This window comes from Priestia sp. MDV22-iso46 (assembly GCF_058629175.1).
In genome coordinates, this window is sequence record NZ_JBZVWT010000002.1 from 265,287 (window position 1) to 286,639 (window position 21,353).

24 protein-coding genes are annotated in these 21,353 nt (G+C 38.4%); 21 read left to right on the plus strand and 3 right to left on the minus strand.

What is annotated here, in order from left to right:
- Positions 1 to 3 precede the first annotated feature (3 nt).
- The 20 genes from spoIIIAB to spo0A all read left to right on the plus strand — a co-directional run bounded on the left by spoIIIAB (position 4) and on the right by spo0A (position 18,005).
- On the plus strand, positions 4 to 516 hold the full coding sequence (gene spoIIIAB, locus AC4NPH_RS13300; RefSeq protein ID WP_013059152.1) for a stage III sporulation protein SpoIIIAB: 513 nt from the start codon (positions 4 to 6) through the stop codon (positions 514 to 516).
- Positions 517 to 535: 19 nt separating this feature from the next.
- Positions 536 to 742, plus strand: coding sequence for a stage III sporulation protein AC (spoIIIAC, locus tag AC4NPH_RS13305; RefSeq protein WP_013059151.1), 207 nt, complete (start codon positions 536 to 538; stop codon positions 740 to 742).
- Between the two features lie 20 nt (positions 743 to 762).
- Positions 763 to 1,146: a stage III sporulation protein AD gene (gene spoIIIAD / locus AC4NPH_RS13310; RefSeq protein WP_013059150.1), complete on the plus strand. Its 384-nt coding sequence runs from the start codon at positions 763 to 765 to the stop codon at positions 1,144 to 1,146.
- Between the two features lie 24 nt (positions 1,147 to 1,170).
- Positions 1,171 to 2,355, plus strand: coding sequence for a stage III sporulation protein AE (gene spoIIIAE, locus AC4NPH_RS13315; protein ID WP_491938788.1), 1,185 nt, complete (start codon positions 1,171 to 1,173; stop codon positions 2,353 to 2,355).
- 5 nt (positions 2,356 to 2,360) lie between these two features.
- Complete coding sequence (gene spoIIIAF, locus AC4NPH_RS13320; protein ID WP_013059148.1) at positions 2,361 to 2,981, plus strand: stage III sporulation protein AF; 621 nt, start codon at positions 2,361 to 2,363, stop codon at positions 2,979 to 2,981.
- Positions 2,978 to 3,640 (plus strand): stage III sporulation protein AG, encoded by a 663-nt coding sequence (spoIIIAG, locus tag AC4NPH_RS13325; RefSeq protein ID WP_013084996.1) that lies wholly within the window; start codon positions 2,978 to 2,980, stop codon positions 3,638 to 3,640. Before spoIIIAF ends, spoIIIAG begins: the two co-directional genes overlap by 4 nt.
- 7 nt (positions 3,641 to 3,647) lie before the next feature.
- A complete protein-coding gene (locus tag AC4NPH_RS13330; RefSeq protein ID WP_223268967.1) occupies positions 3,648 to 4,298 on the plus strand; it encodes a SpoIIIAH-like family protein in 651 nt (216 codons plus the stop codon).
- 352 nt (positions 4,299 to 4,650) lie between these two features.
- Complete coding sequence (accB, locus tag AC4NPH_RS13335; protein WP_013059145.1) at positions 4,651 to 5,157, plus strand: acetyl-CoA carboxylase biotin carboxyl carrier protein; 507 nt, start codon at positions 4,651 to 4,653, stop codon at positions 5,155 to 5,157.
- Positions 5,158 to 5,169: 12 nt separating this feature from the next.
- The gene (accC, locus tag AC4NPH_RS13340; protein ID WP_013059144.1) at positions 5,170 to 6,522 is read left to right on the plus strand and encodes an acetyl-CoA carboxylase biotin carboxylase subunit; all 1,353 of its coding nucleotides are present in this window, start codon (positions 5,170 to 5,172) and stop codon (positions 6,520 to 6,522) included.
- Between the two features lie 29 nt (positions 6,523 to 6,551).
- Positions 6,552 to 6,953: an Asp23/Gls24 family envelope stress response protein gene (locus AC4NPH_RS13345; protein ID WP_013059143.1), complete on the plus strand. Its 402-nt coding sequence runs from the start codon at positions 6,552 to 6,554 to the stop codon at positions 6,951 to 6,953.
- A gap of 221 nt (positions 6,954 to 7,174) precedes the next feature.
- Positions 7,175 to 7,567, plus strand: coding sequence for a transcription antitermination factor NusB (gene nusB, locus AC4NPH_RS13350; protein ID WP_013059142.1), 393 nt, complete (start codon positions 7,175 to 7,177; stop codon positions 7,565 to 7,567).
- Between the two features lie 84 nt (positions 7,568 to 7,651).
- On the plus strand, positions 7,652 to 8,992 hold the full coding sequence (xseA, locus tag AC4NPH_RS13355; RefSeq protein WP_013084992.1) for an exodeoxyribonuclease VII large subunit: 1,341 nt from the start codon (positions 7,652 to 7,654) through the stop codon (positions 8,990 to 8,992).
- A 3-nt stretch (positions 8,993 to 8,995) separates the two neighbouring features.
- A complete protein-coding gene (locus tag AC4NPH_RS13360) occupies positions 8,996 to 9,229 on the plus strand; it encodes an exodeoxyribonuclease VII small subunit (RefSeq protein WP_013059140.1) in 234 nt (77 codons plus the stop codon).
- Entirely contained in the window at positions 9,229 to 10,125 is an 897-nt protein-coding gene (locus AC4NPH_RS13365) for a polyprenyl synthetase family protein (protein ID WP_013059139.1), read from the plus strand. The genes AC4NPH_RS13360 and AC4NPH_RS13365 overlap by 1 nt, the downstream gene beginning before the upstream one ends.
- Positions 10,126 to 10,446: 321 nt before the next feature.
- On the plus strand, positions 10,447 to 12,348 hold the full coding sequence (dxs, locus tag AC4NPH_RS13370) for a 1-deoxy-D-xylulose-5-phosphate synthase (protein WP_013059138.1): 1,902 nt from the start codon (positions 10,447 to 10,449) through the stop codon (positions 12,346 to 12,348).
- Positions 12,345 to 13,172, plus strand: coding sequence for a TlyA family RNA methyltransferase (locus tag AC4NPH_RS13375; RefSeq protein ID WP_029320242.1), 828 nt, complete (start codon positions 12,345 to 12,347; stop codon positions 13,170 to 13,172). The genes dxs and AC4NPH_RS13375 overlap by 4 nt, the downstream gene beginning before the upstream one ends.
- A 161-nt stretch (positions 13,173 to 13,333) precedes the next feature.
- Positions 13,334 to 13,783 carry a transcriptional regulator AhrC/ArgR gene (ahrC, locus tag AC4NPH_RS13380; RefSeq protein ID WP_013059136.1) on the plus strand — a complete coding sequence of 150 codons (450 nt, stop codon included), beginning with the start codon at positions 13,334 to 13,336 and terminating at the stop codon, positions 13,781 to 13,783.
- Positions 13,784 to 13,799: 16 nt separating this feature from the next.
- Entirely contained in the window at positions 13,800 to 15,527 is a 1,728-nt protein-coding gene (gene recN / locus AC4NPH_RS13385) for a DNA repair protein RecN (RefSeq protein ID WP_013059135.1), read from the plus strand.
- 181 nt (positions 15,528 to 15,708) lie between these two features.
- Entirely contained in the window at positions 15,709 to 16,989 is a 1,281-nt protein-coding gene (spoIVB, locus tag AC4NPH_RS13390) for a SpoIVB peptidase (protein WP_063672666.1), read from the plus strand.
- A gap of 227 nt (positions 16,990 to 17,216) precedes the next feature.
- On the plus strand, positions 17,217 to 18,005 hold the full coding sequence (gene spo0A, locus AC4NPH_RS13395; protein WP_013059133.1) for a sporulation transcription factor Spo0A: 789 nt from the start codon (positions 17,217 to 17,219) through the stop codon (positions 18,003 to 18,005).
- Positions 18,006 to 18,396: 391 nt separating this feature from the next.
- Here the strand turns inward: spo0A and AC4NPH_RS13400 are convergent, their stop codons facing one another.
- Positions 18,397 to 19,728, minus strand: a complete 1,332-nt coding sequence (locus AC4NPH_RS13400; protein ID WP_013059131.1) for a peptide MFS transporter — start codon at positions 19,726 to 19,728, stop codon at positions 18,397 to 18,399.
- A gap of 313 nt (positions 19,729 to 20,041) precedes the next feature.
- Entirely contained in the window at positions 20,042 to 20,194 is a 153-nt protein-coding gene (locus tag AC4NPH_RS13405) for a YycC family protein (RefSeq protein WP_013059130.1), read from the minus strand.
- Positions 20,195 to 20,318: 124 nt separating this feature from the next.
- On the opposite strand from AC4NPH_RS13405, the gene AC4NPH_RS13410 reads away from it, so the two are divergent.
- On the plus strand, positions 20,319 to 21,047 hold the full coding sequence (locus AC4NPH_RS13410) for a glycerophosphodiester phosphodiesterase (RefSeq protein ID WP_013059129.1): 729 nt from the start codon (positions 20,319 to 20,321) through the stop codon (positions 21,045 to 21,047).
- Positions 21,048 to 21,059: 12 nt separating this feature from the next.
- On the opposite strand, the gene AC4NPH_RS13415 is transcribed toward AC4NPH_RS13410, so the two are convergent.
- Complete coding sequence (locus AC4NPH_RS13415) at positions 21,060 to 21,311, minus strand: DUF2627 domain-containing protein (RefSeq protein WP_013059128.1); 252 nt, start codon at positions 21,309 to 21,311, stop codon at positions 21,060 to 21,062.
- Positions 21,312 to 21,353: the final 42 nt, after the last annotated feature.

The window sequence follows — 21,353 nt, forward strand, 5'->3', positions numbered from 1 at the left end:
TGTATGAAACTGTTTGGTGCCATCTTTATCTTATTTGCTTCCACTTACACAGGATTTGAGTTTGCAAAGCAGCTTAGTGCAAGACCTAGGCAGCTCAGGCAATTAAAAACGGCTCTGCGGTCGTTAGAAGCGGAAATTATGTACAGCAATCGGCCTCTTCAAGAAGTTGCCCATTTGTTATCTCTACAGCTTCCTAATCCTTTGGCCTCTTTATTTAATGAGTTTTCAATGAAATTAAAAGAAGGTACTGAAAGTGTCAAGGAAGCTTGGGAAAAGACGTTGGACCAATTTTGGAAACAAACCGCACTTAAAACGGGAGAACTAGAAATCTTAAAACAATTTGGTGAAACGCTTGGTCAGCATGATCGTTATTCGCAGCAAAAGCATATCTTACTGACGCTGAATCATCTTGAACGCGAAGAACAAGATGCAGTTGATAAGCAGAATCGCTATGAAAAAATGGTTAAAAGTTTAGGCTTTCTATCTGGGTTGCTACTGGTCATTCTATTGATGTAGCGATGGAGGAGGATTGAATGTGGGAATTGATATGAACACCATTTTTCAGATTGCTGGGATTGGTATCGTCGTAGCTTTTTTAGTCACCGTACTCGAACAGATGGGAAAAAAAGATTACGCGAACTGGGTTACCCTCATCGGTTTTATTTATATTTTATTTATGGTTGCTTCGATTGTAGAGGACTTATTTCAAAAAATTAAATCGGTTTTTTTATTTCAAGGGTAGAGGGGTGAGTTGCCATTGAAATGCTTCAAATTGTGGGCTTAGGATTAGTAGCTACGTTTTTGGCTCTTATTTTAAAAGAACATAAATCACCTATTGCTTTTTTACTTGTTGTATTCGTGGGATCCGTGATCTTTCTTTTTTTAATTGATCAAATCTACGAGATTATTAAGATGGTCGAGCGGCTGTCGATTAATGCTCACGTTAACATGATTTATGTGGAAACCATTTTGAAAATTATTGGTATCGCCTATATCGCCGAATTTGGTGCTCAAATTACGAAAGATGCAGGGCAAGGTGCCATTGCTTCTAAAATTGAACTAGGTGGAAAAGTGCTGATTCTCTCCATGGCAATTCCTATTTTAACGGTCATTATTGAAACAATTATTTCAATGCTGCCCAATTAATTTTACTTAATATGAGGTGACGAAATGAAGCGGTGGACGTTTAAAGTGAATATACTCGCTCTTCTTTTGTTCCTCTTTTTTTTCTTTCCAGAAAATGTACAAGCTTCCGAACCCCCGAGGCAGCAAGAACTTGTCAATGAACAAATTGATAAGCTCGGTATCGATGAAGTCAAACAGTTTTGGGACGATATTATTACCCAATACGGCGGCTTTTTACCCGAGAGTCAGAAGGGAAGTTTAGTCGATTTTTTAAAAGGAGAAAAAGAGTTCTCTCTTAAAGAATGGCTAGGAGGTCTTGTAAAGTTTTTATTTCACGAAGTATTAGCAAATGGAAAGCTCCTCGGTACGCTCATTATGCTAACGGTTTTTAGCGTGTTTTTGCAAACGCTCCAAAGTGCGTTTAATCAGCAAACTGTAAGTAAAGTAGCGTATGCGCTTGTATATATGGTTTTGATTATCATTGCTCTTAATAGTTTTCAAATTGCTATCTCTTATGCAACGGGAGCGATTGAGACCATGACCAAATTCATTTTAGCTCTGGTGCCGCTGCTGCTTGCCTTAATGGCATCATCAGGAGGAGTTGTATCGGCAGCCTTTTTTCATCCGATGATTTTGTTTTTAATGAACACAAGCGGTTTGCTTATTCAATACGTAGTGATGCCGCTGCTTTTTCTTTCAGCACTGCTTAGCATTGTGAGTACGATTTCAGATGAGCATAAGGTTACACAGCTTGCTCAGCTGTTGAGAAATATAAGCATTGGCGTGCTCGGAATATTCCTAACTGTTTTTTTAGGAGTGCTGTCCGTTCAAGGGGCCACCTCAGCTGTTGCCGACGGTATTACAATTCGAACGGCAAAGTTTGTTACAGGGAACTTTATACCTGTTGTAGGACGTGTATTCACAGATGCGGCTGATACAGTCATCAGTGCCTCGCTTCTATTAAAGAATTCAGTAGGGATTGCTGGAGTAGCAGTCTTACTGTTAATCGTCGCGTTTCCGGCTATTAAAGTGTTAACGCTCGCTTTTATCTATAAGCTAGCAGCAGCTCTTCTTCAACCTATTGGAGGAGGACCAGTTATTTCCTGCTTGAGCATTATCAGCAAAAGCGTCATCTATATTTTCGCGGCGCTTGCGGTTGTCTCGCTTATGTTTTTCTTATGTTTAACGGTCATCATTACAGCGAGCAACGTCACAATGATGGTGAGGTGAAGAAATTGCAGGCCTTAACGACGTGGATTACTAATATCGTTCTTTTTATCTTATTAGCTACCATTATTAATTTACTGTTGCCCAATTCTAGTTTTCAAAAATATACAAAGCTGGTGGTTGGACTTCTTTTAATGCTGATCATTATTACACCCGTTTTTCAAATTTTCAAAGTGGATGTTAATCAAATGCTGAAATCACTTAGCTTATCATCTATTCGATCTGATCAGCAGGTAGAAAATTCAATAGAAAATCAGAAAAAAGAAATACAAGCTTCACAACGTGCATATATTTTAGAACAAATGGCTGTCCAAATGGAGGCAGATGTAAAAGAGGAGTTGATGGATCAGTATGGTGTAGCAATTGATCGAATTCACATTGAAACAAAAAAGCCGAACGACGAACCTACCGCTGACAATATTAAATCCATTTCAGTTGCCGTAAGTAAAAAAGCATCGGATGATTCCGAGGTTGTTTCAGCTGTGAAAGTTATTTCTATTGATACCTCCACACCGATCGAAACAAACAAACCAACAGAATCCAAGAAATTATCCAACTATTTAGCAGCAAAATGGGATGTAAAACAAGGCCAAGTTGTTGTGAATATGGAGGAGGGAGACACGAAATGAGTCAAAAGCCAGAAAAAGGTGACCCATCATTTTTTCAGCGGTTCTTTTCACTTAAACAGTCATCAACTACGAAGAAACCTTCAAAGTTAATGTATATAGGCATTTTACTAGCTGCAGGCGTTATCTTTATGGTATTTAGCAACTCACTCACAACATCTATGAATTCAGGCGGATTATTAAAGAGTGCAAGCAAAGAAACCAGCGCACCACCGGTATCACAGGATGTTCCCGCTTTTAGCTCCAAAAAGACAACAACGATGACAGGTTATGAAGAGCGGTATGAGGAAGAATTGAAAGATATTTTGGATCAAGTTAGAGGCGTAAGTAAGGTAAAAGTAATTGTGAACCTAGATGCAACAGAATCCAAAATATATGAAAAAAACAGCGTCACAAAATCGCAAACGACCAACGAAACGGACCGTGAAGGAGGGACTCGTAAAGTTGAAGATTCCTCAACAGACGAACAGCTGGTCATTGTGAGAAGTGGAGAACAAGAAAAGCCTGTTGTAGTTAAAACCGAAAAGCCAAAAGTAAGAGGCGTGTTAGTTGTCGCTAAAGGAGCTGATAATATCGAGGTAAAGAAATCTATTATTGAAGCCGTGACAAGAGCGCTCGATATACCAAGTCATAGAGTAGCAGTATTAGCGAAAAAAGGATGAGGGGGAAATGAATATGTTATTAAAAAAGCAAACGGTTTGGTTATTAACAATGTTAAGTTTAGTTGTTGTGTTATCGGTATATTATATGACAACGCCAGAAAATCCTCAGAGTAATGTTGCGCTAGTAGACAATGAAAAACAAAGCGAAAAGCAAGCTGATGACAAGGCTCCTGCAGAAGATACAAAACAACAAGCAGATGAGAAATCAGGAACAAAAGAAGATTCAAAAACTGAAGGCTCAGCAGAAGATGTAAAGAAGGAAACGGCTAAAAATGCAAAAGAATCAGCGGTTGTATCAAGCACAGATAGCGATGAGCTATTTACGGCGCTTCGTTTGGAATTAAATGATGAAAGAAGTCAATTAAAAGAAGAGTATCAAGAAGTAGCTGCATCAAAAAATGTGACGCCTGCGGAAGTAAGCAAGGCGATGGATAAAATTGATGAATTATCAAAGCTCGGGGAAAAAGAAGCCACGCTGGAAACATTAATTAAAGCAAAAGGATACAGTGACGCGCTAGTAAGAGCAGACGGAAAGCAAGTACAAATTACGGTTAAGACAGAAAAACACTCAAAAACAAAAGCAAATCAAATCATTCAGCTAGTCAAAAAAGAAATGGGTCCAAAAGAAGTAGCGGTAGAGTTTCAGCCAACTAAATAAAGGGAATAAAAGAAGTGTGAAACAGCCGTAAATTGGGGTTGTTTACACTTCTTTTTTTATGAAATGACTAAAATCTAAGCGATACGGTAAAAATTTTAACATGGCTTTCTTTTTTTACTTCGGTTATAATAGGTTTCATAATCTTATATTAGTACTAGGTGACAAATGTTTTCATAAGTGTTGTCATCTGTAAAGCTATGTTTCCATTTATAAAACGATAACGCTAAAAAGTTATTATAGAGTAAGTGGAACTTCTTTTTAATGTTTGCCAAACGAATTGAATGGCTGTAGCCATCTGTCGTATTATTAACATTGTAGAGAATTCTATTTTCATGAGGTAGGAGTGTTCAATATGTTAAAAATTCAAGAGATCCGTGAGATCATTAAACTAGTTGATCAATCATCAATCGAGGAGTTCACCTATGAGCACGAAGGCTCCAAAATCAAGATGAAGAAAAAAGACGCAATTGTTTCCAAACAAGCGCAGCAAGTAGTGGTTTCGGCACCTGAACAAGCGGCAGCACCTGCACCGCAGGCAGCAGCGGCTCCAGCGCCAGCCCCAGCAGCACAGTCTGCTCAACCAAAAGAAGAACAAGCGGCCCCAGCGGTTGATGAAAGCTTACATAAAATTACATCTCCGATGGTAGGGACATTCTATGCGTCATCATCCCCAGAATCAGATGTATACGTGACTCCTGGAGATAAAGTACAAAAAGATTCGGTTGTATGTATCGTAGAAGCAATGAAATTATTTAATGAAATCGAAGCAGAAGTTAAAGGTGAAATCGTTGACGTATTAGTTGAAAATGGACAACTTGTAGAATACGGTCAACCTCTTTTCTTAGTAAAGCCTGAATAAGGAGCGGTAAATATGATTAAAAAGCTATTAATTGCGAATCGAGGAGAAATTGCGGTTCGAATTATTCGAGCGTGTAAAGAGTTAGGTGTAGAATCAGTAGCTGTTCATTCTCAAGCTGATCGCGATTCTTTGCATGTACAATTAGCAGACGAAGCGTATTGTATTGGACCAACGTCATCTAAAGACAGCTATTTAAACTTTACAAACATTATGAGCGTTGCGATGCTAACGGGCTGTGACGCCATTCACCCTGGATACGGCTTTTTAGCTGAAAACGCTGATTTTGCAGAGCTATGCAGAGAGTGTAACGTTACATTTGTAGGACCAAGTCCTGAAGCCATTAACAAAATGGGGACAAAAGACGTAGCGAGAGAAACGATGCGTGAAGCCGGTGTCCCAATTGTTCCTGGTTCAACTGGAATTGTAGAGTCAGTGGAAGACGGTATGTCGATCGCTAATGATATTGGCTATCCTGTTATTATTAAAGCAACGGCAGGAGGCGGAGGAAAAGGAATCCGCGTTGCGAAAAATGAACAAGAGCTTATTAAAGGTATTGCAATTACACAGCAAGAAGCTGCTACAGCTTTCGGTAACCCTGGTGTGTACATTGAAAAGTTCATTGAGGATTTCCGTCACGTTGAGATCCAAGTGTTGGCTGATTCTCATGGGAATACTGTACATTTAGGAGAGCGTGATTGCTCGATTCAACGCCGTCTTCAAAAATTAATTGAAGAAACGCCTTCTCCAGCATTAGACGAAAAAACGCGTGAATTAATGGGCGATGCTGCTGTTAAAGCCGCTCAAGCCGTTAATTACACAGGAGCCGGAACAGTGGAATTCATTTATGATTACCGTGAAAACAAATTTTACTTCATGGAAATGAATACGCGTATCCAAGTAGAACACCCTGTTACAGAGATGGTGACGGGAGTTGACTTAATTAAAGAACAAATCAAAGTGGCAAATGGTGAAACTTTACCGTTTACGCAAGAAGAAGTGACATTTAACGGATGGGCAATTGAGTGCCGAATCAACGCAGAAAACCCAGAGAAAAACTTTATGCCATCACCAGGTACGATTCAAATGTACTTGCCGCCAGGTGGCTACGGAGTGCGCGTAGACTCTGCTGCATACCCGGGCTATGCAATCCCGCCTTACTATGATTCAATGGTGGCTAAATTGATTGTTCATGCGCCAACTCGTGAGGAAGCTATTGAACGAATGAAGCGCGCGTTAGATGAATTTGTTATCGACGGCGTTGCGACCACTATTCCTTTTCACCAAAAACTATTAAATCATGAAAAATTTGTTAGTGGTGAATTCAACACGAAGTTTCTTGAGCTATATGACGTAATGAATTCTTAGTATAATATAAACTATAGGAGGTGCTGTACATGAATGAAAATCATGTATTAGAAATGGAAGAACACCCAAATTCTCTTGGCAAAGTAGAAATTGCTCCTGAGGTTATTGAAGTCATTGCGGGTATTGCTGCTTCTGAAGTAGAAGGCGTTTCTGCAATGAGAGGAAATTTTGCAGCTGGCGTTGTGGAGAAACTAGGAAAGAAAAACCACGGTAAAGGTGTAAAAGTGGACTTAACAGAAAACGGGATAAAAGTAGACGTATTTTGTATGATGAAGTTTGGGGTGTCTATTCCAAACGTAGCGCAACAAGTACAAGATAACATTCGTCAAGCCCTTAAAAATATGACAGCTATTGATCTCGATGAAGTAAACATTCATATCGTAGGGATTCAGTTTGATACGCAAAAAACTGATATTGAAGAAGTTGAATAAAACAAACGTTTACCTAACGGCTGTTGCTAAAATGGAATAACGTATGATTACTTGTTCCTTTTCAACACAAGCTATGGTAAAGTGAAAAAGACTGTCTCGTCATAAAGACGGTCTTTTTCGTGTTCTACAAACTTCGTATAAGAACAATGAAGTATCGTTTCATAAACTATGCTATTATCTAGGTATACTAGTTGAAGAAGATAAATAAAGGAGCAAAAATAATGAAAAGACATACAGCACGCCAAAAAGCATTACAAGCACTATTTCAGCATGATTTAGGGCAGACCGAGCCAATGGAGGCAATCGGAAATGTTGTACAAAATGAAAAGTCTGATCAATTTTTAGAAAGTCTCGTGCTAGGTGTGGTTGAACATCAGCAAGAAATTGATGAACTTTTACGCAATCATTTAGAAAAATGGACGTTAGATCGTGTAGCCACTGTAGACCGCGTTATCCTACGTATTGCCGTATACGAAATGAAGTATGAAGAAGAAATTCCTACGAGCGTTACGTTAAATGAAGCGATTGAATTAGCGAAAACGTTTGGCGATGATCAATCAAGCAAGTTTATCAATGGCGTATTGTCTAAAGTGTTAACAACTTTATCTAAATAAAGGTTCATCTTGCCAAATCAAGTGACCAAAATGCTTCTCTCCTTTATATAAAGGGGAGAGGGTGACTGCAAAGGAGGCAAAATGATGAGTGAAGTGCGTTATCTAACCGTTACGGCTCTTACACGATACATTAAGCGCAAGTTTGATGTAGACCCTCACATGCAAGATGTATGGATTAAAGGAGAAATTTCTAACTTTAAACGTCATAGTCGGGGACATATGTATTTCACCTTGAAAGATCAAAATGCTCGTATCGCAGCCGTTATGTTTGCTGGGCATAACCGGCAGCTTAATTTTCAGCCTGAAGAAGGAATGAATGTGCTCATTCGAGCTGAAATTTCGGTTTATGAACCAAGCGGAAATTATCAAATGTACGTAAAAGAAATGCAGCCTGACGGCGTTGGAAACTTATACTTGGCCTACGAACAGCTGAAAAAAAAGCTGGAAAAAGAAGGCTTATTTGATCCTGCTAGGAAACGAAAACTGCCGAAGTATCCAACAACAATAGGTGTTATTACATCTCCAACTGGAGCAGCCGTACGTGATATTATTACGACATTAAAGCGCAGATATAACGCGAACATTATTGTTATGCCCGCTCTTGTTCAAGGAGTGAATGCGGCACCGTCTATCATTAAGGCAATTGAAGAAGCAAACCGTCGTAAAGAAGCAGACGTATTAATTGTTGGCCGCGGTGGTGGGTCAATTGAAGAGCTTTGGGCTTTTAACGAAGAAAGCGTTGCTCGTGCAATTTTCACTTCTACTATTCCTGTTATTTCAGCGGTTGGACATGAAACCGATTTTACAATTGCAGATTTTGTAGCAGATCTTCGCGCTCCTACTCCAACGGGTGCTGCGGAATTGGCTGTACCTCATATCAGTGAAATTACAGAAAGATTGACTCAGCGAAATATCCGTCTTCTTCGTTCGATGAAAGAAATGCTTCAGTCTAGTAGCCGCAGGCTTGAACGATCCCAGAAATCATATGCTTTTCGTTATCCTCAAAAGTTGGTCGAGCAAAAAGAGCAGCAGTTAGATCAGTTGATGGAGCGTTTTTATCGTGAAGGCAGAAGGTACATTGAACATAAACGGACGAACTACGAGCAACTAACAGCTGCTTTGTTGCGCAATCACCCCGAGCATCAGTTAACGAAAGCGGCGGAGCGTCAACAGCAGCTGACGAAAATGCTGACCAAAGAGATGCAGCAGCTGCTAAAGCAAAAACAGCTTTTATTTGCAACGGCAACGTCAAAATTACATACGCTTAGTCCATTAAAAACAATGGAAAGAGGCTACAGCTTAGTATACGATAAAGAAAAAGAGTTAATTAAATCAACCAAACAAGTATCCAAAGGCGATGTGGTAAACGTTCGTTTGACCGATGGACAGTTGCAGTGTGAAGTTTCGAAAATAGAGGAGCGATGAAAAATGGCGACAAATAAAGAGTATACGTTTGAAGAGGCGATGGAGCAGTTAGAAACCATCGTAAACAAGCTAGAAGAAGGCGACGTGCCTTTAGAAGAAGCAATTCAACAATTCCAAGAAGGAATGACTCTTTCAAAATTCTGTCACGATCGTCTTCAGCATATTGAAAAGCAAATGGAAACTATTTTACGTGAAGACGGAACGCTTGAGCCATTCTCGGTACAGGAGGAAGAGTGATGGTGAATGAAATGAATTTAAAAGAGTATATTTCTTTTACAAAAGATCGAGTAGAAACACGCTTGCCTGAAGTGGTAAAAGCATTACATGCTCCGGTTAACTTAAAGGAATCCATGCTTTACTCGCTTACTGCAGGAGGAAAGCGACTTCGCCCAGTGCTGTTGTTTGCAACGCTACATGCGTTTGGAAAAGACGAGAGCATGGGATTAGAAACAGCATGTGCAGTGGAAATGATTCATACATATTCTCTCATTCACGATGATTTACCTAGCATGGATGATGACGACTTAAGAAGAGGTAAACCAACGAATCACAAGGTGTACGGCGAAGCAACGGCTATATTAGCTGGAGATGCTCTTTTAACAAATAGCTTTCAGCTCATTTCTGAAGCGGCACATCCTGAGATTACATCACATATGAAGCTTCAGCTCATTACAGAACTGGTAAAAGCAAGCGGAACAGAAGGTATGATCAGCGGACAGGTTGCGGATATGGAAGGGGAAAAAAAGCAGCTCACGCTAGACGAGCTTGAATATATTCACCTTCACAAAACGGGGAAGCTGCTAGGGTTTTGTGTAAAAGCAGGAGCTATTCTTGCAAAAGCTACGCCTCTACAGCAAGAATTATTAGAAGAATTCAGTAAGCATGTAGGGTTAGCGTTTCAAATTCAAGATGATATCTTGGATGTGGAAGGGTCTGAAGAAAAATTAGGAAAGCCAATTGGCAGTGATACAGAAAATGAAAAAACGACATATCCTTCTTTGTTAGGTATGGAAGCGGCCAAAGAAAAGTTACAGTATCATGTTGAACAAGCACTTCTCTCGTTACGTCAAGCTCAAATTAAGCACGGATTACTAGAAGAAATTTGTTTATATATAGCAAAACGTGATAGTTAATGACGATTTCTGTCAGGTTTTTTTGAGTGATACAGTAAAATAAGATTGAGTCCCAATAGGGGCTATGCTATAATAATTTTACTACTGTATAAAAGCGTAGTGCATAGGTTTGAAAGACATATACAATATCTTGGTGGCCGTTATCACATTTGTGTTAGCGGCTATTTTTTCACTGTTTTCCTTTGAATATCACTGGTTTACTGATAGAATATCAAAGGTATTGTAAGTAATAAGGAAATACTAAAAATTGACTATACGTATAAAACAATAGACAATGTATTAAGGTAACTTTATAACAAGTACGAAAGTGAGTGATCCACCTTGGATCTTACAACGATAAAAAATCCTGAGTTTTTAAAGAAAATGTCAGTAACACAATTAGAAGAACTAAGTGAAGAGATTCGTCGTTTTTTAATTACAAAGCTTTCTGCAACTGGTGGTCATATAGGGCCGAATTTGGGGGTTGTTGAGTTAACGCTTGCACTCCATAAAGTGTTCGACAGCCCAAAAGATAAATTTTTATGGGACGTCGGGCATCAGTCGTATGTCCATAAAATTTTAACAGGACGAGCGGGAGAGTTTGATACAATCCGTCAATATAAAGGATTATGCGGTTTTCCAAAGCGTGACGAAAGTGAGCATGACGTATGGGAAACGGGACATAGTTCTACATCTCTTTCAGCCGCAATGGGAATGGCTGCTGCAAGAGATTTGCAAAAAACAAAAGCTCATATTGTTCCTATCATTGGTGACGGAGCTTTAACAGGTGGTATGGCTCTTGAAGCGCTTAACCACATCGGGCACGAGCAAACGGATATGACCGTTATTTTAAATGACAATGAAATGTCTATCGCTCCTAACGTGGGGGCTGTACACAGTATTCTAGGACGTTTGCGCACGGCAGGCAAATACAACTGGGTAAAAGATGAGCTTGAAGTCTTGCTGAAAAAAGTACCTGCAGTAGGCGGTAAGCTTGCGGCAACGGCAGAACGTGTAAAAGATGGCCTAAAGTATATGGTCGTGTCAGGCATGTTCTTTGAAGACCTTGGCTTTACGTATTTAGGCCCGGTTGATGGCCATAGCTATGATGATTTATTGGAAACGTTACAATATGCAAAGAAAACAAAAGGTCCGGTACTGATTCACGTTATTACGAAAAAAGGGAAAGGGTACTTGCCGGCGGAAAGCGATAAAAGCGGAGCATGGCATGGTACAGGCCCTTACAAAATTGAGTCCGGTGACTTTATTAAAGACAAAAATGTTCCGATTGCTTGGAGTAAACTAGTAAGTGATACGGTATTGAAGATGGCTAGGGAAGATGATCGTATTGTAGCCGTAACGCCAGCAATGCCTGTGGGTTCAAAACTCGAAGCATTTCAAAAAGAGTTTCCGCATCGCATGTTTGATGTTGGGATTGCAGAGCAGCATGCAACAACAATGGCAGCGGGTCTTGCAACTCAAAATATGAAGCCCTTTTTAGCTATTTATTCTACGTTTTTACAGCGTGCATACGATCAAGTGGTTCATGATATTTGCCGTCAGAAGCTAAATGTATTTATTGGAATTGATCGCGCTGGGCTAGTAGGTGCTGATGGTGAAACGCATCAAGGCGTGTTTGATATTGCATTCTTACGTCATTTGCCTAACCTTGTTATTATGATGCCAAAAGACGAGAATGAAGGCCAGCACATGGTTCACACTGCTTTGACTTATGAAGAAGGTCCGATTGCTATGCGCTATGCTAGAGGAAACGGATTAGGTGTTGAACTAGATTCAGAACTGAAAAACATTCCGATCGGTACATGGGACGTATTAAAAGAAGGTTCAGATACAACCATTTTAACGTTTGGTACAACGATTTCAATGGCGATGGATGCAGCAGCAGAACTTGAGAAGCAAGGAATCAGCGTCAAAGTGGTAAATGCTCGTTTTATTAAACCGCTGGATGAAAAAATGCTTCATGAGATTTTCCAAACTAGTAAGCCTGTGATTACGGTAGAAGAAGCGGTACTTCAAGGCGGTTTTGGAAGCGCGGTGTTAGAGTTTGCATCAGAGCACGGCTATTATGATACGCGCGTTGAACGTATGGGGATTCCAGATCGCTTTATCGAGCACGGCAGCGTAACAAAACTTTTAGAAGAAATTGGCTTAACCAAAGAAGAGATTATAAATCGAGTTAAAAAACTCGTAACACCAACACAAAAGAGGCTTGAAGTTAAGTGACAAAAAAAGAACGAGTAGATGTATTATTAGTAGAACGAGGTTTGATTGAAACAAGAGAAAAAGCAAAGCGTACAGTGATGGCAGGACTTGTCTATGCGAATGAAGTCCGTTTGGATAAGCCGGGAGAGAAAATTGAACGCGATACGCCGCTGACAATTAAAGGTGCAGTGATGCCTTACGTCAGCAGAGGCGGCTTTAAGCTTGAAAAAGCGATTAAAGAATTTAATGTCCATGTAGCGGATAAAATCATGATTGATATTGGTTCTTCTACTGGAGGCTTTACTGATTGTGCGCTTCAAAATGGAGCGAAGATGTCCTATGCGCTAGACGTAGGCTATAATCAGCTAGCTTGGAAGCTTCGTCAAGATGAACGAGTAGAAGTAATGGAACGAACAAATTTCCGTTATGTGACGCCATCTGATTTATCAAGAGGCTTGCCTGAATTCGCTTCTATTGATGTATCATTTATTTCCTTAAGACTCATTCTTCCTGTGTTAAAAAAACTTCTTGTTCCACACAGCGATGTTGTTGCGCTCGTTAAGCCACAGTTTGAGGCTGGAAGAGAGCAAGTTGGGAAAAAAGGAATCGTGCGTGATTCAAAAGTGCATGAAGAAGTTCTTCAAGGCATGGTGGATTTCTCGCTTCGTCAAGGATACGATGTATATAACATGTCTTATTCACCGATAACGGGAGGAGATGGAAATATCGAATTTCTTCTCCACCTGCGCTGGAAAGGCGAGCGTGAACTTGGTAAAAATCAAGCTCCGCTTACTGTGCGTGAAGTAGTCGAAGAAGCACATAAGACGTTAAAAGAGAAAAAGTAATAATGGCCAATGTTAAGCAAAGACTTAGCATTGGCGATTTGATTATGACTCTTTATACAAAAGGTGCATAATCAAGTTGAACACATTATGATACTTAATTAGTGAAAGACTTATAAACAACAAAACAAAAAGAAGATTACATATTAATGTGAGGTGCCAACATGAATAAAGGGCAAAGACATATTAAAATTCGTGATATTATCACGAATAATGATATTGAAACACAGGATGAATTGGTAGATATTTTAAAAAACCAAGGTTTTAATGTAACACAGGCAACAATTTCTCGTGATATTAAAGAACTGCACTTAGTCAAAGTGCCTTTGATGGACGGTCGATACAAATACAGCTTGCCTGCAGATCAGCGTTTTAATCCCTTACAAAAGTTAAAGCGCTCTCTTATGGACGCATTTGTAAAAATTGATTCAGCTGGGCATATGTTGGTGATGAAAACATTACCGGGAAATGCAAATGCGATTGGCGCATTAATTGATCATTTGGACTGGGATGAAATATTAGGAACAATTTGTGGAGACGATACATGTTTGATTATTTGCCGTACTCCTGAAGATACGCAAATTATATCAGACCGATTCTTAGAAATGTTATAAAGGTGAGTGAAGCAGGTTGTTAGCTGAATTATCCATTAAAAACTTTGCGATTATTGATGAACTTTCTGTTTCATTTGAAAAAGGCTTAACGGTATTAACAGGCGAAACAGGAGCGGGGAAATCGATTATTATTGATGCCATTTCATTGTTAGTAGGTGGAAGAGGCTCTTCCGAGTTTGTACGCCACGGAACAGACAGAGCCGAAATTGAAGGACTTTTCTTATTTGATGAAGAACAGCATCCGAGTCACGAAAAAGCCAAACAAGTCGGTTTGGAAGTGGAAGATGGAATGATTGTGCTTCGCCGAGATATCACTACAAATGGGAAAAGTATTTGTCGCATCAACGGTAAGCTCGTAACGTTAGCTATCCTACGTGAAGTCGGACAGACGTTAATTGATATACATGGACAGCACGAGCACCAAGATTTAATGAATCAAGATCGTCACTTAACTCTTCTTGATCAATATGGAGGAGAAAAAGTAGAAGAGGCTTTGACGGAGTATCGAGAGGTATTTTCTAGGTATACATCGCTAAAAAAGCAGCTCGATCAATTAACTGAAAATGAGCAGCAGATGGCACATCGCCTCGATCTTATTCAATTTCAATTAGATGAAATCAAAGCGGCAAATTTGCAGCTGAACGAAGACGAGGAACTAAATGAAGAGCGTTTGAAGATTTCTAACTTTGAAAAGATCTATACGTCGCTAAACGATGCGTACAATGCGCTGCACGGTGAACATCAAGGTTTAGATTGGGTAGGCGTAGCAATGAATCATACGGAGGATATTTCGTCACTGGAAAAAAACTATGCCGAAATTTCTGAGATCATTTCATCGAGCTTCTATCAGCTAGAAGACGCATCTTATAAAATTCGTCAGCAGCTTGATTTATTAGAATTTGATCCCAAACGCTTAGACTTTATTGAAGCGCGTTTAAATGAAATTAATCACTTAAAGCGTAAATATGGTCAAAGTGTAGATGAAATTCTAGAATATGCAGCGCAAATTGAAGATGAAATTGATCGTATTGAAAATCGAGATACGCATGTGAGCAAGATCAAAGAACAGTTAAACAGTGTAGCACAGGATTTATTAGTAGAAGCTAATAACGTTTCAGCTATTCGAAAAAAACTTGCTCAAGAGTTAACGGACAGCATCCATCATGAGCTTCAAGAACTGTATATGGCTAAGACCGTATTTCAAATTAAATTCTCTGTTGTAAATGCAGGTAAAAATGACGTTGAATTAAATGGAGAAAGAATAAAATTCACCAAAGACGGCATTGACAACGTAGAATTTTATATTTCTACCAATCCTGGTGAACCTTTAAAGCCTCTTGCAAAAGTAGCATCAGGAGGAGAACTGTCAAGAATTATGCTGGCGTTAAAGAGCATCTTCTCTAAGCATCAAGGCGTGACGTCCATTATCTTTGATGAAGTTGATACAGGCGTAAGTGGAAGAGTAGCTCAATCGATCGGTGAAAAAATACATGCTATTTCTGTTGATTCACAAGTTCTCTGTATATCTCATCTGCCTCAGGTAGCAGCGATGGCAGATACTCATCTCTTTATTGCTAAAGAGATAAAAGGTGATCGTACAACGACATCTGTTCTTCCATTAACTCTTGATGAAAAAGTAAAAGAAATTGGTCGAATGATTGCAGGAGCTGAAATTACAAGCTTAACGAAGGAACATGCCAAAGAGCTTTTAGATTTAGCGGATAAGATGAAGCACACCATTTAAAAAAACACCTTTAACACGTAACAGTATGTGTTAAAGGTGTTTTTTTATACAAAATGGAGGAACTGAAAATGTTTCCTTGCACTTCTTTTCATTTTTCTCTGAACTTCTGTTATAAATGCGCTCTAAGAAGGCTAAATTAAATGTGTAGCCATTTAGGCGAGGAAGCGAGGAGAGTGAAAACATGCAAAATCGATACAGACATATAATTGGTGCGATTCTCCTTGTTTCGTTCATCTTTGTAGGGTTTATTCCAGTTGTGCAACAATATATACACATTCCAAAACAAATCGTCTTATTTGAACAGCAAAAAGAAAAAATTAATACGACATTACCGCTTAGCGTAGAAGCTTCATCACCTGTTTACGATGTAACAAGTAACAAGGCGAAGCTGACTGTAGCAGGCAAACAGGTAGGCAAAGAAGAGTTGATGCTTCATTTGGCCGGTATTCCTGTAAAGCGTGTAGACGTGCAGGTATTATCTGATTTTAAAGTCATTCCAGGTGGACAATCAATCGGTGTGAAATTAAATTCAAAAGGTGTTCTTGTTGTAGGCTATCATCAGGTAGATACAGCAAAAGGTAAAAGATCTCCTGGCGAAATTGCGGGTATTCAAGTTGGAGATATGATTACGAAGATTAATGGTAAAACCATTGAAAAAATGAGTGATATTACACCGTTTATTCAGCAGGCAGGAAAAACGGGTGAACCATTAAATCTGCATATTTTAAGAGAAAAAAAGCAGTTTGACACTAAGCTGTATCCGTTAAAAGATAAGCAAGATTATGCGTACAGAATTGGTTTATACATCCGTGATTCAGCTGCGGGAATTGGCACAATGACTTTTTATGATCCAAAATCTAAAAAATACGGCGCTTTAGGCCACGTTATTTCGGATATGGATACAAAAAAGCCAATCGTAGTAGAAGATGGACAAATTGTCCGTTCGACCGTTACATCAATTGAAAGAGGTTCTAACGGCGTTCCTGGTGAAAAGCTAGCAAGGTTTTCTGAAGATAGACAAATCATTGGAAATATTACACGAAATAGTCCTTTTGGTATTTTTGGAAAATTGTCTTCAACGATGGAAAATGGAATAATGGATAAAGCAATGCCAATTGCCCTATCTCATCAAGTAAAAGAAGGACCAGCTAAAATTCTAACGGTAGTAGATGATGATCAAGTGGAAGAATTTGATATTGAAATTATGAGTACTATACCTCAAAAGTTTCCGGCTACTAAAGGAATGGTTATTAAAATTACAGATCCTAAATTGCTAAAGAAAACAGGTGGAATTGTTCAAGGAATGAGCGGGAGCCCGATTATTCAAAACGGTAAAGTCGTTGGAGCGGTTACCCATGTTTTTGTAAATGATCCTACCTCGGGTTATGGTGTCCATATTGAATGGATGCTTAACGAAGCAGGAATTGATATTTATAAAAATAATCGAAAAAAAGCGAGCTAATGTTGTCATTAGTTCGCTTTTTTTGATAAAAATTATTGTCGTAAATGTACGAGAAAAACGTCGAAAAACAAAGAAAATAAGAGAAAACCGAATAAATTCCATTTAAAAGACTTTTTTCTAAAAAAATAAAGGAAATAATGTTGCATTGTCGAATTTGTCCTTTAGAATAAAGAATAGAGACACGTAGGAAACGACGTATAACATAAAGGACTGAGGAGGAAGCTGCATTGAAAAAAATTAAAGTATGCTTGGTTGATGATAATCGGGAACTAATTGGTTTGCTTGAAGATTATATTTCAGAGCAAGAAGACATGGAAGTAATCGGAGTAGCTTACAATGGACAAGAGTGTTTATCCATTTTAAAAGATAAAAATCCGGATGTTCTTGTATTAGACATTATTATGCCGCATCTAGATGGATTAGCAGTTTTAGGTCAGTTAAAAGAAATGAAAAAAGAAAATTATCCAAATGTCATTATGCTAACAGCATTTGGTCAAGAAGACGTAACGAAAAAAGCGGTGGATTTAGGAGCTGCTTATTTTATTCTAAAACCGTTTGATATGGAAAACTTAGTGAATCATATTCGTCAAGTTAGCGGACAAACATCTTCATTTATGCAACGTTCATCTTCTTCCATGCGTTCACATCGCGACAGCAAACCAGCAAATTTAGATGCAAGCATTACGAGCATCATTCACGAAATTGGTGTACCTGCTCATATCAAAGGCTATTTGTATTTGAGAGAAGCCATTTCAATGGTATATAAGGATATTGAGCTGCTTGGGTCGATTACAAAAGTACTGTATCCTGATATTGCAAAAAAATATAATACAACGGCAAGCCGCGTTGAGCGCGCCATTCGTCATGCCATTGAAGTAGCATGGAGCCGAGGAAACATTGATTCCATTTCTTCATTATTCGGATATACTGTCAGCATGTCAAAAGCGAAGCCGACAAATAGTGAATTTATCGCCATGGTTGCGGATAAATTACGCCTTGAACATAAAGCGAGTTGAAAGGGATAGGACTGCTGGAATTACGGGGTTTTGAGTGAGCTGATACCTTTTGTAATACAGAGTACATGCCGATAAACTTTTGGAATTTACACTAGATAGTAAACTGAAAACCAATAAACTTTCTACTGCAGGGCCGATGAATTTTAATCATTCATTGGTCTTTTTATTTTGTTGTAAGAGGTGAAAATATTGAGGTTAATGGAACGTGCATCTTGTTTTTCTTCATATCCATAGTGGTGTATTTTATTGAAATAATTTATTTAATTGTTATGAGGGTTTTGTACTTGAAAAAAGATTTAGAAGATGCATTAAAAAATTTATCTCCATATTTTAAATGGGATATGGATAAGTAAATTATAAAAAAAGCAGCCTTCAGAAAAGGCTGCTTTTTTTAATCCATTAATTTAGCAATCGGTTTTGAAAGGAACAGAACAATAATTCCAAGTACAATTGTTACAGCTCCGATTAAGCTGAAGATATCGAAATAACCTAAAGACTGTGTATAAGATGCAAGAACACCCGCTAGCTTATTAGCGACAGCAGAGCTTGCCATCCATACGCCCATTAAAAGAGAAGCAAGCTTTAATGGAGCTAGTCTACTTACCATAGACAACCCTACTGGCGAAATCATAAGCTCAGCTAGCGTGTGCAGGAAGTAAGTGAAAATCATGAACAGGATATTTACTTTTAAAGCTGGATCATTACCAGTATACATAACGGCCGGAATTAAAATTAAGAATCCTAATCCGACTGTTACAAGTCCCATACCCATTTTTGTTGGCGTTTTGAAATCACCGCGTTTTGAATTTCCTAGCTTGTACCAAACTAGTGACATAATTGGTGCTAAAATCATGATAAACAGCGGATTCAATGATTGGAACCACTCTGTTGGAACCGTGAAACTACCTATTTGACGATTAATTTGATCTTGAGCATATAGCGTTAAAGAACTTCCAGCCTGTTCAAAAGCTGTCCAGAAAGCAATAACAACGAAGGCTAGAATAACGATAGCAACCGTTCTTTTCTTTTCTCGTACTGTCAGCGGAGCAGTTGATGTTTGAGATGCCGCTGCGTGAACTTTTCCTGTAGGCTCTTTCCCGATATCACCTAAGTAGCGATTAGCCAGTAGGTTAAATAAAATTTGTCCAACAACCATTCCAATAGCTGCTGTTAAAAATCCGTATTTGTAACTCATTAATCCAACAACTAACGGTGCGAAAAATGCACCAAAGTTAATACCCATATAAAAAATGGTAAAAGCACCGTCACGGCGAGGATCATTTTCTTCATACAGATCTCCGACCAATGTGGAGATATTTGGTTTGAAAAATCCGTTTCCGATAATTAATAAAGCAAGTCCGATATACAAAGCGGCTACACTTTGATGAATGAAGATGGAAAAATTCCCAAGTGCCATAATCACACCACCGATAGTGATGGCTAACCTTCTTCCGAGGAAGCGGTCTGTTAAATATCCGCCAATCATTGGCGTAATGTAAACAGCACTAGTGAATGTTCCATATAAGCTCAGCGCAGTTGCTTTATCTACCCCGAGTCCACCTTGAGCAGCGGTAGCAGTTAAATAAAGAACCAGAATGGCTCTCATTCCATAATAACTAAACCTTTCCCATGCCTCAGTAGCGAATAATAAGTACAGTCCAGGAGGATGTTTTTTCCTAGACCCATTTGGCTGCTGATTTTCGTGTTGTACAGCTGCTTGCATAATGAAGTCCCCCTAAATTTTTCTCATACTATTTAATTCTTTTTTTTTGAATTGATCAAAAAATCAGAATATAAGTACTGGAATAAATATAATGTATTTTTATTTTAGTAGAAAAACAATAATTTCGTCAATGAAATTATATGGAAAAATCAAAAAATAATTAAATATACACAAAAAAGTATTAAATTACTTATTTAAAAGCATTTTTAAAAATACATTTATATTATTAAATATTCTAATATATGTTATGGGGAATGAAGTGAGAAGGTAATACTATTTTTGGAAATGAAAATTCGAAAGAAAAAAGGATCTGTTATTCAGATCCTTTTTTATCTTCGCTCGCATTTAATTCAGCAAGTTTCTGCAGCAAAATATGCTGAGGCATATGCATTAATTGCTCTAGGGGGATATTTAATTGTTCCGCTAATTTTACGGCTGTATCCGGTGAAATTTGCAGTGGTCTCATACACAACGACCTCCTTTTGCATATAAAGTAATGAAAGTAAAAAAGTATAAACAATAAATTCGTGCTTTCACTATTAAGTAATGCTAAAGTTAATAATAAGTGATAATAGAGGAGTTGAGCAAGTATGTTTGTAATAGGTCATCGCGGCGCAGCTGGAACGTTTCCTGAAAATACGATGATTTCCTTCAAAGAAGCAGCGAGAGTTGGAGCACATGGAATTGAACTTGATGTGCATATGACAAAGGATGGAGAACTTGCTGTAATTCATGATGAAAAAGTAGATCGAACGACGAATGGAAAAGGGTATGTAAAAGATTTTACGTATCAAGATTTACAAAAATTAGATGCGAGCTATAAGTTCAAAAAAAAGTATGGAGTATGTAAAATCCCCACGTTAAATGAAGTAATGGAGTGGGCTTTAAGTGAAGGAATTAGCGTAAATATTGAGTTGAAAAACAATATATTTGACTATCCATACTTGGAAATGAAAGTCTTGGATTTAATTTATTTATACAAGATGAAGGATCGAACGATGATTTCATCTTTTAATCATAACAGCTTAGCCCGAATTGGTTCTCTAGATTCTACGATTGAAACAGCTATTTTATATTCTTATCCGATGTATGAGCCTTGGGTATATGCGCAGCATCTTGGCGCAAAAGCTCTTCACCCTAATCAGCGTACCGTTAATGAAGTAAATGTAGCCGCTTCAAAAGATTGTCAAATTCCAGTGCGACCTTACACAGTAAATGATGTAAAAGTAGCTGAGCAGCTTCGAAAATATGGATGTGAATCCGTTATTACCGATTATCCAGAAAAAATGGTGAAGCAATTTGGAGGGCGCTTTTCGTAAAAAAACATCGCATTAATGCGATGTTTTTTTATCTTTTTGAAATCTGTTTTGAACTTTGTTTCGCTTGCGGTCTCTGTGCAGAATAAAGCCAGCAACAAATCCAAGGCCGATTAAAAATAATAGAAGACCGACTGAAAATTGCAAAAATAAAGAAGGGAACGGGGATTGCAGGATGCCAAAAATCATATCTCTCATAAGTTTAATGCCATAGCCAGCGAGTATACCAGGAATAAGTAAGATTAGCAGTGCGATAATTCGAACCATAACTGCTCCTTTCTCTTCTCTTTTTTTAAAATGAATGCGTTT

What these genes read in the sequence shown, in the direction of transcription:
- spoIIIAB (WP_013059152.1), top strand. Translation starts at nt 4, where the DNA reads ATGAAACTGTTTGGTGCCATCTTTATCTTATTTGCTTCCACTTACACA.
- spoIIIAD (WP_013059150.1), top strand. Translation starts at nt 763, where the DNA reads ATGCTTCAAATTGTGGGCTTAGGATTAGTAGCTACGTTTTTGGCTCTT.
- spoIIIAE (WP_491938788.1), top strand. Translation starts at nt 1,171, where the DNA reads ATGAAGCGGTGGACGTTTAAAGTGAATATACTCGCTCTTCTTTTGTTC.
- spoIIIAG (WP_013084996.1), top strand. Translation starts at nt 2,978, where the DNA reads ATGAGTCAAAAGCCAGAAAAAGGTGACCCATCATTTTTTCAGCGGTTC.
- AC4NPH_RS13330 (WP_223268967.1), top strand. Translation starts at nt 3,648, where the DNA reads ATGAATATGTTATTAAAAAAGCAAACGGTTTGGTTATTAACAATGTTA.
- accB (WP_013059145.1), top strand. Translation starts at nt 4,651, where the DNA reads ATGTTAAAAATTCAAGAGATCCGTGAGATCATTAAACTAGTTGATCAA.
- accC (WP_013059144.1), top strand. Translation starts at nt 5,170, where the DNA reads ATGATTAAAAAGCTATTAATTGCGAATCGAGGAGAAATTGCGGTTCGA.
- AC4NPH_RS13345 (WP_013059143.1), top strand. Translation starts at nt 6,552, where the DNA reads ATGAATGAAAATCATGTATTAGAAATGGAAGAACACCCAAATTCTCTT.
- nusB (WP_013059142.1), top strand. Translation starts at nt 7,175, where the DNA reads ATGAAAAGACATACAGCACGCCAAAAAGCATTACAAGCACTATTTCAG.
- xseA (WP_013084992.1), top strand. Translation starts at nt 7,652, where the DNA reads ATGAGTGAAGTGCGTTATCTAACCGTTACGGCTCTTACACGATACATT.
- AC4NPH_RS13360 (WP_013059140.1), top strand. Translation starts at nt 8,996, where the DNA reads ATGGCGACAAATAAAGAGTATACGTTTGAAGAGGCGATGGAGCAGTTA.
- AC4NPH_RS13365 (WP_013059139.1), top strand. Translation starts at nt 9,229, where the DNA reads ATGGTGAATGAAATGAATTTAAAAGAGTATATTTCTTTTACAAAAGAT.
- ahrC (WP_013059136.1), top strand. Translation starts at nt 13,334, where the DNA reads ATGAATAAAGGGCAAAGACATATTAAAATTCGTGATATTATCACGAAT.
- spoIVB (WP_063672666.1), top strand. Translation starts at nt 15,709, where the DNA reads ATGCAAAATCGATACAGACATATAATTGGTGCGATTCTCCTTGTTTCG.
- AC4NPH_RS13400 (WP_013059131.1), bottom strand. Translation starts at nt 19,728, where the DNA reads ATGCAAGCAGCTGTACAACACGAAAATCAGCAGCCAAATGGGTCTAGG.
- AC4NPH_RS13405 (WP_013059130.1), bottom strand. Translation starts at nt 20,194, where the DNA reads ATGAGACCACTGCAAATTTCACCGGATACAGCCGTAAAATTAGCGGAA.
- AC4NPH_RS13410 (WP_013059129.1), top strand. Translation starts at nt 20,319, where the DNA reads ATGTTTGTAATAGGTCATCGCGGCGCAGCTGGAACGTTTCCTGAAAAT.
- AC4NPH_RS13415 (WP_013059128.1), bottom strand. Translation starts at nt 21,311, where the DNA reads ATGGTTCGAATTATCGCACTGCTAATCTTACTTATTCCTGGTATACTC.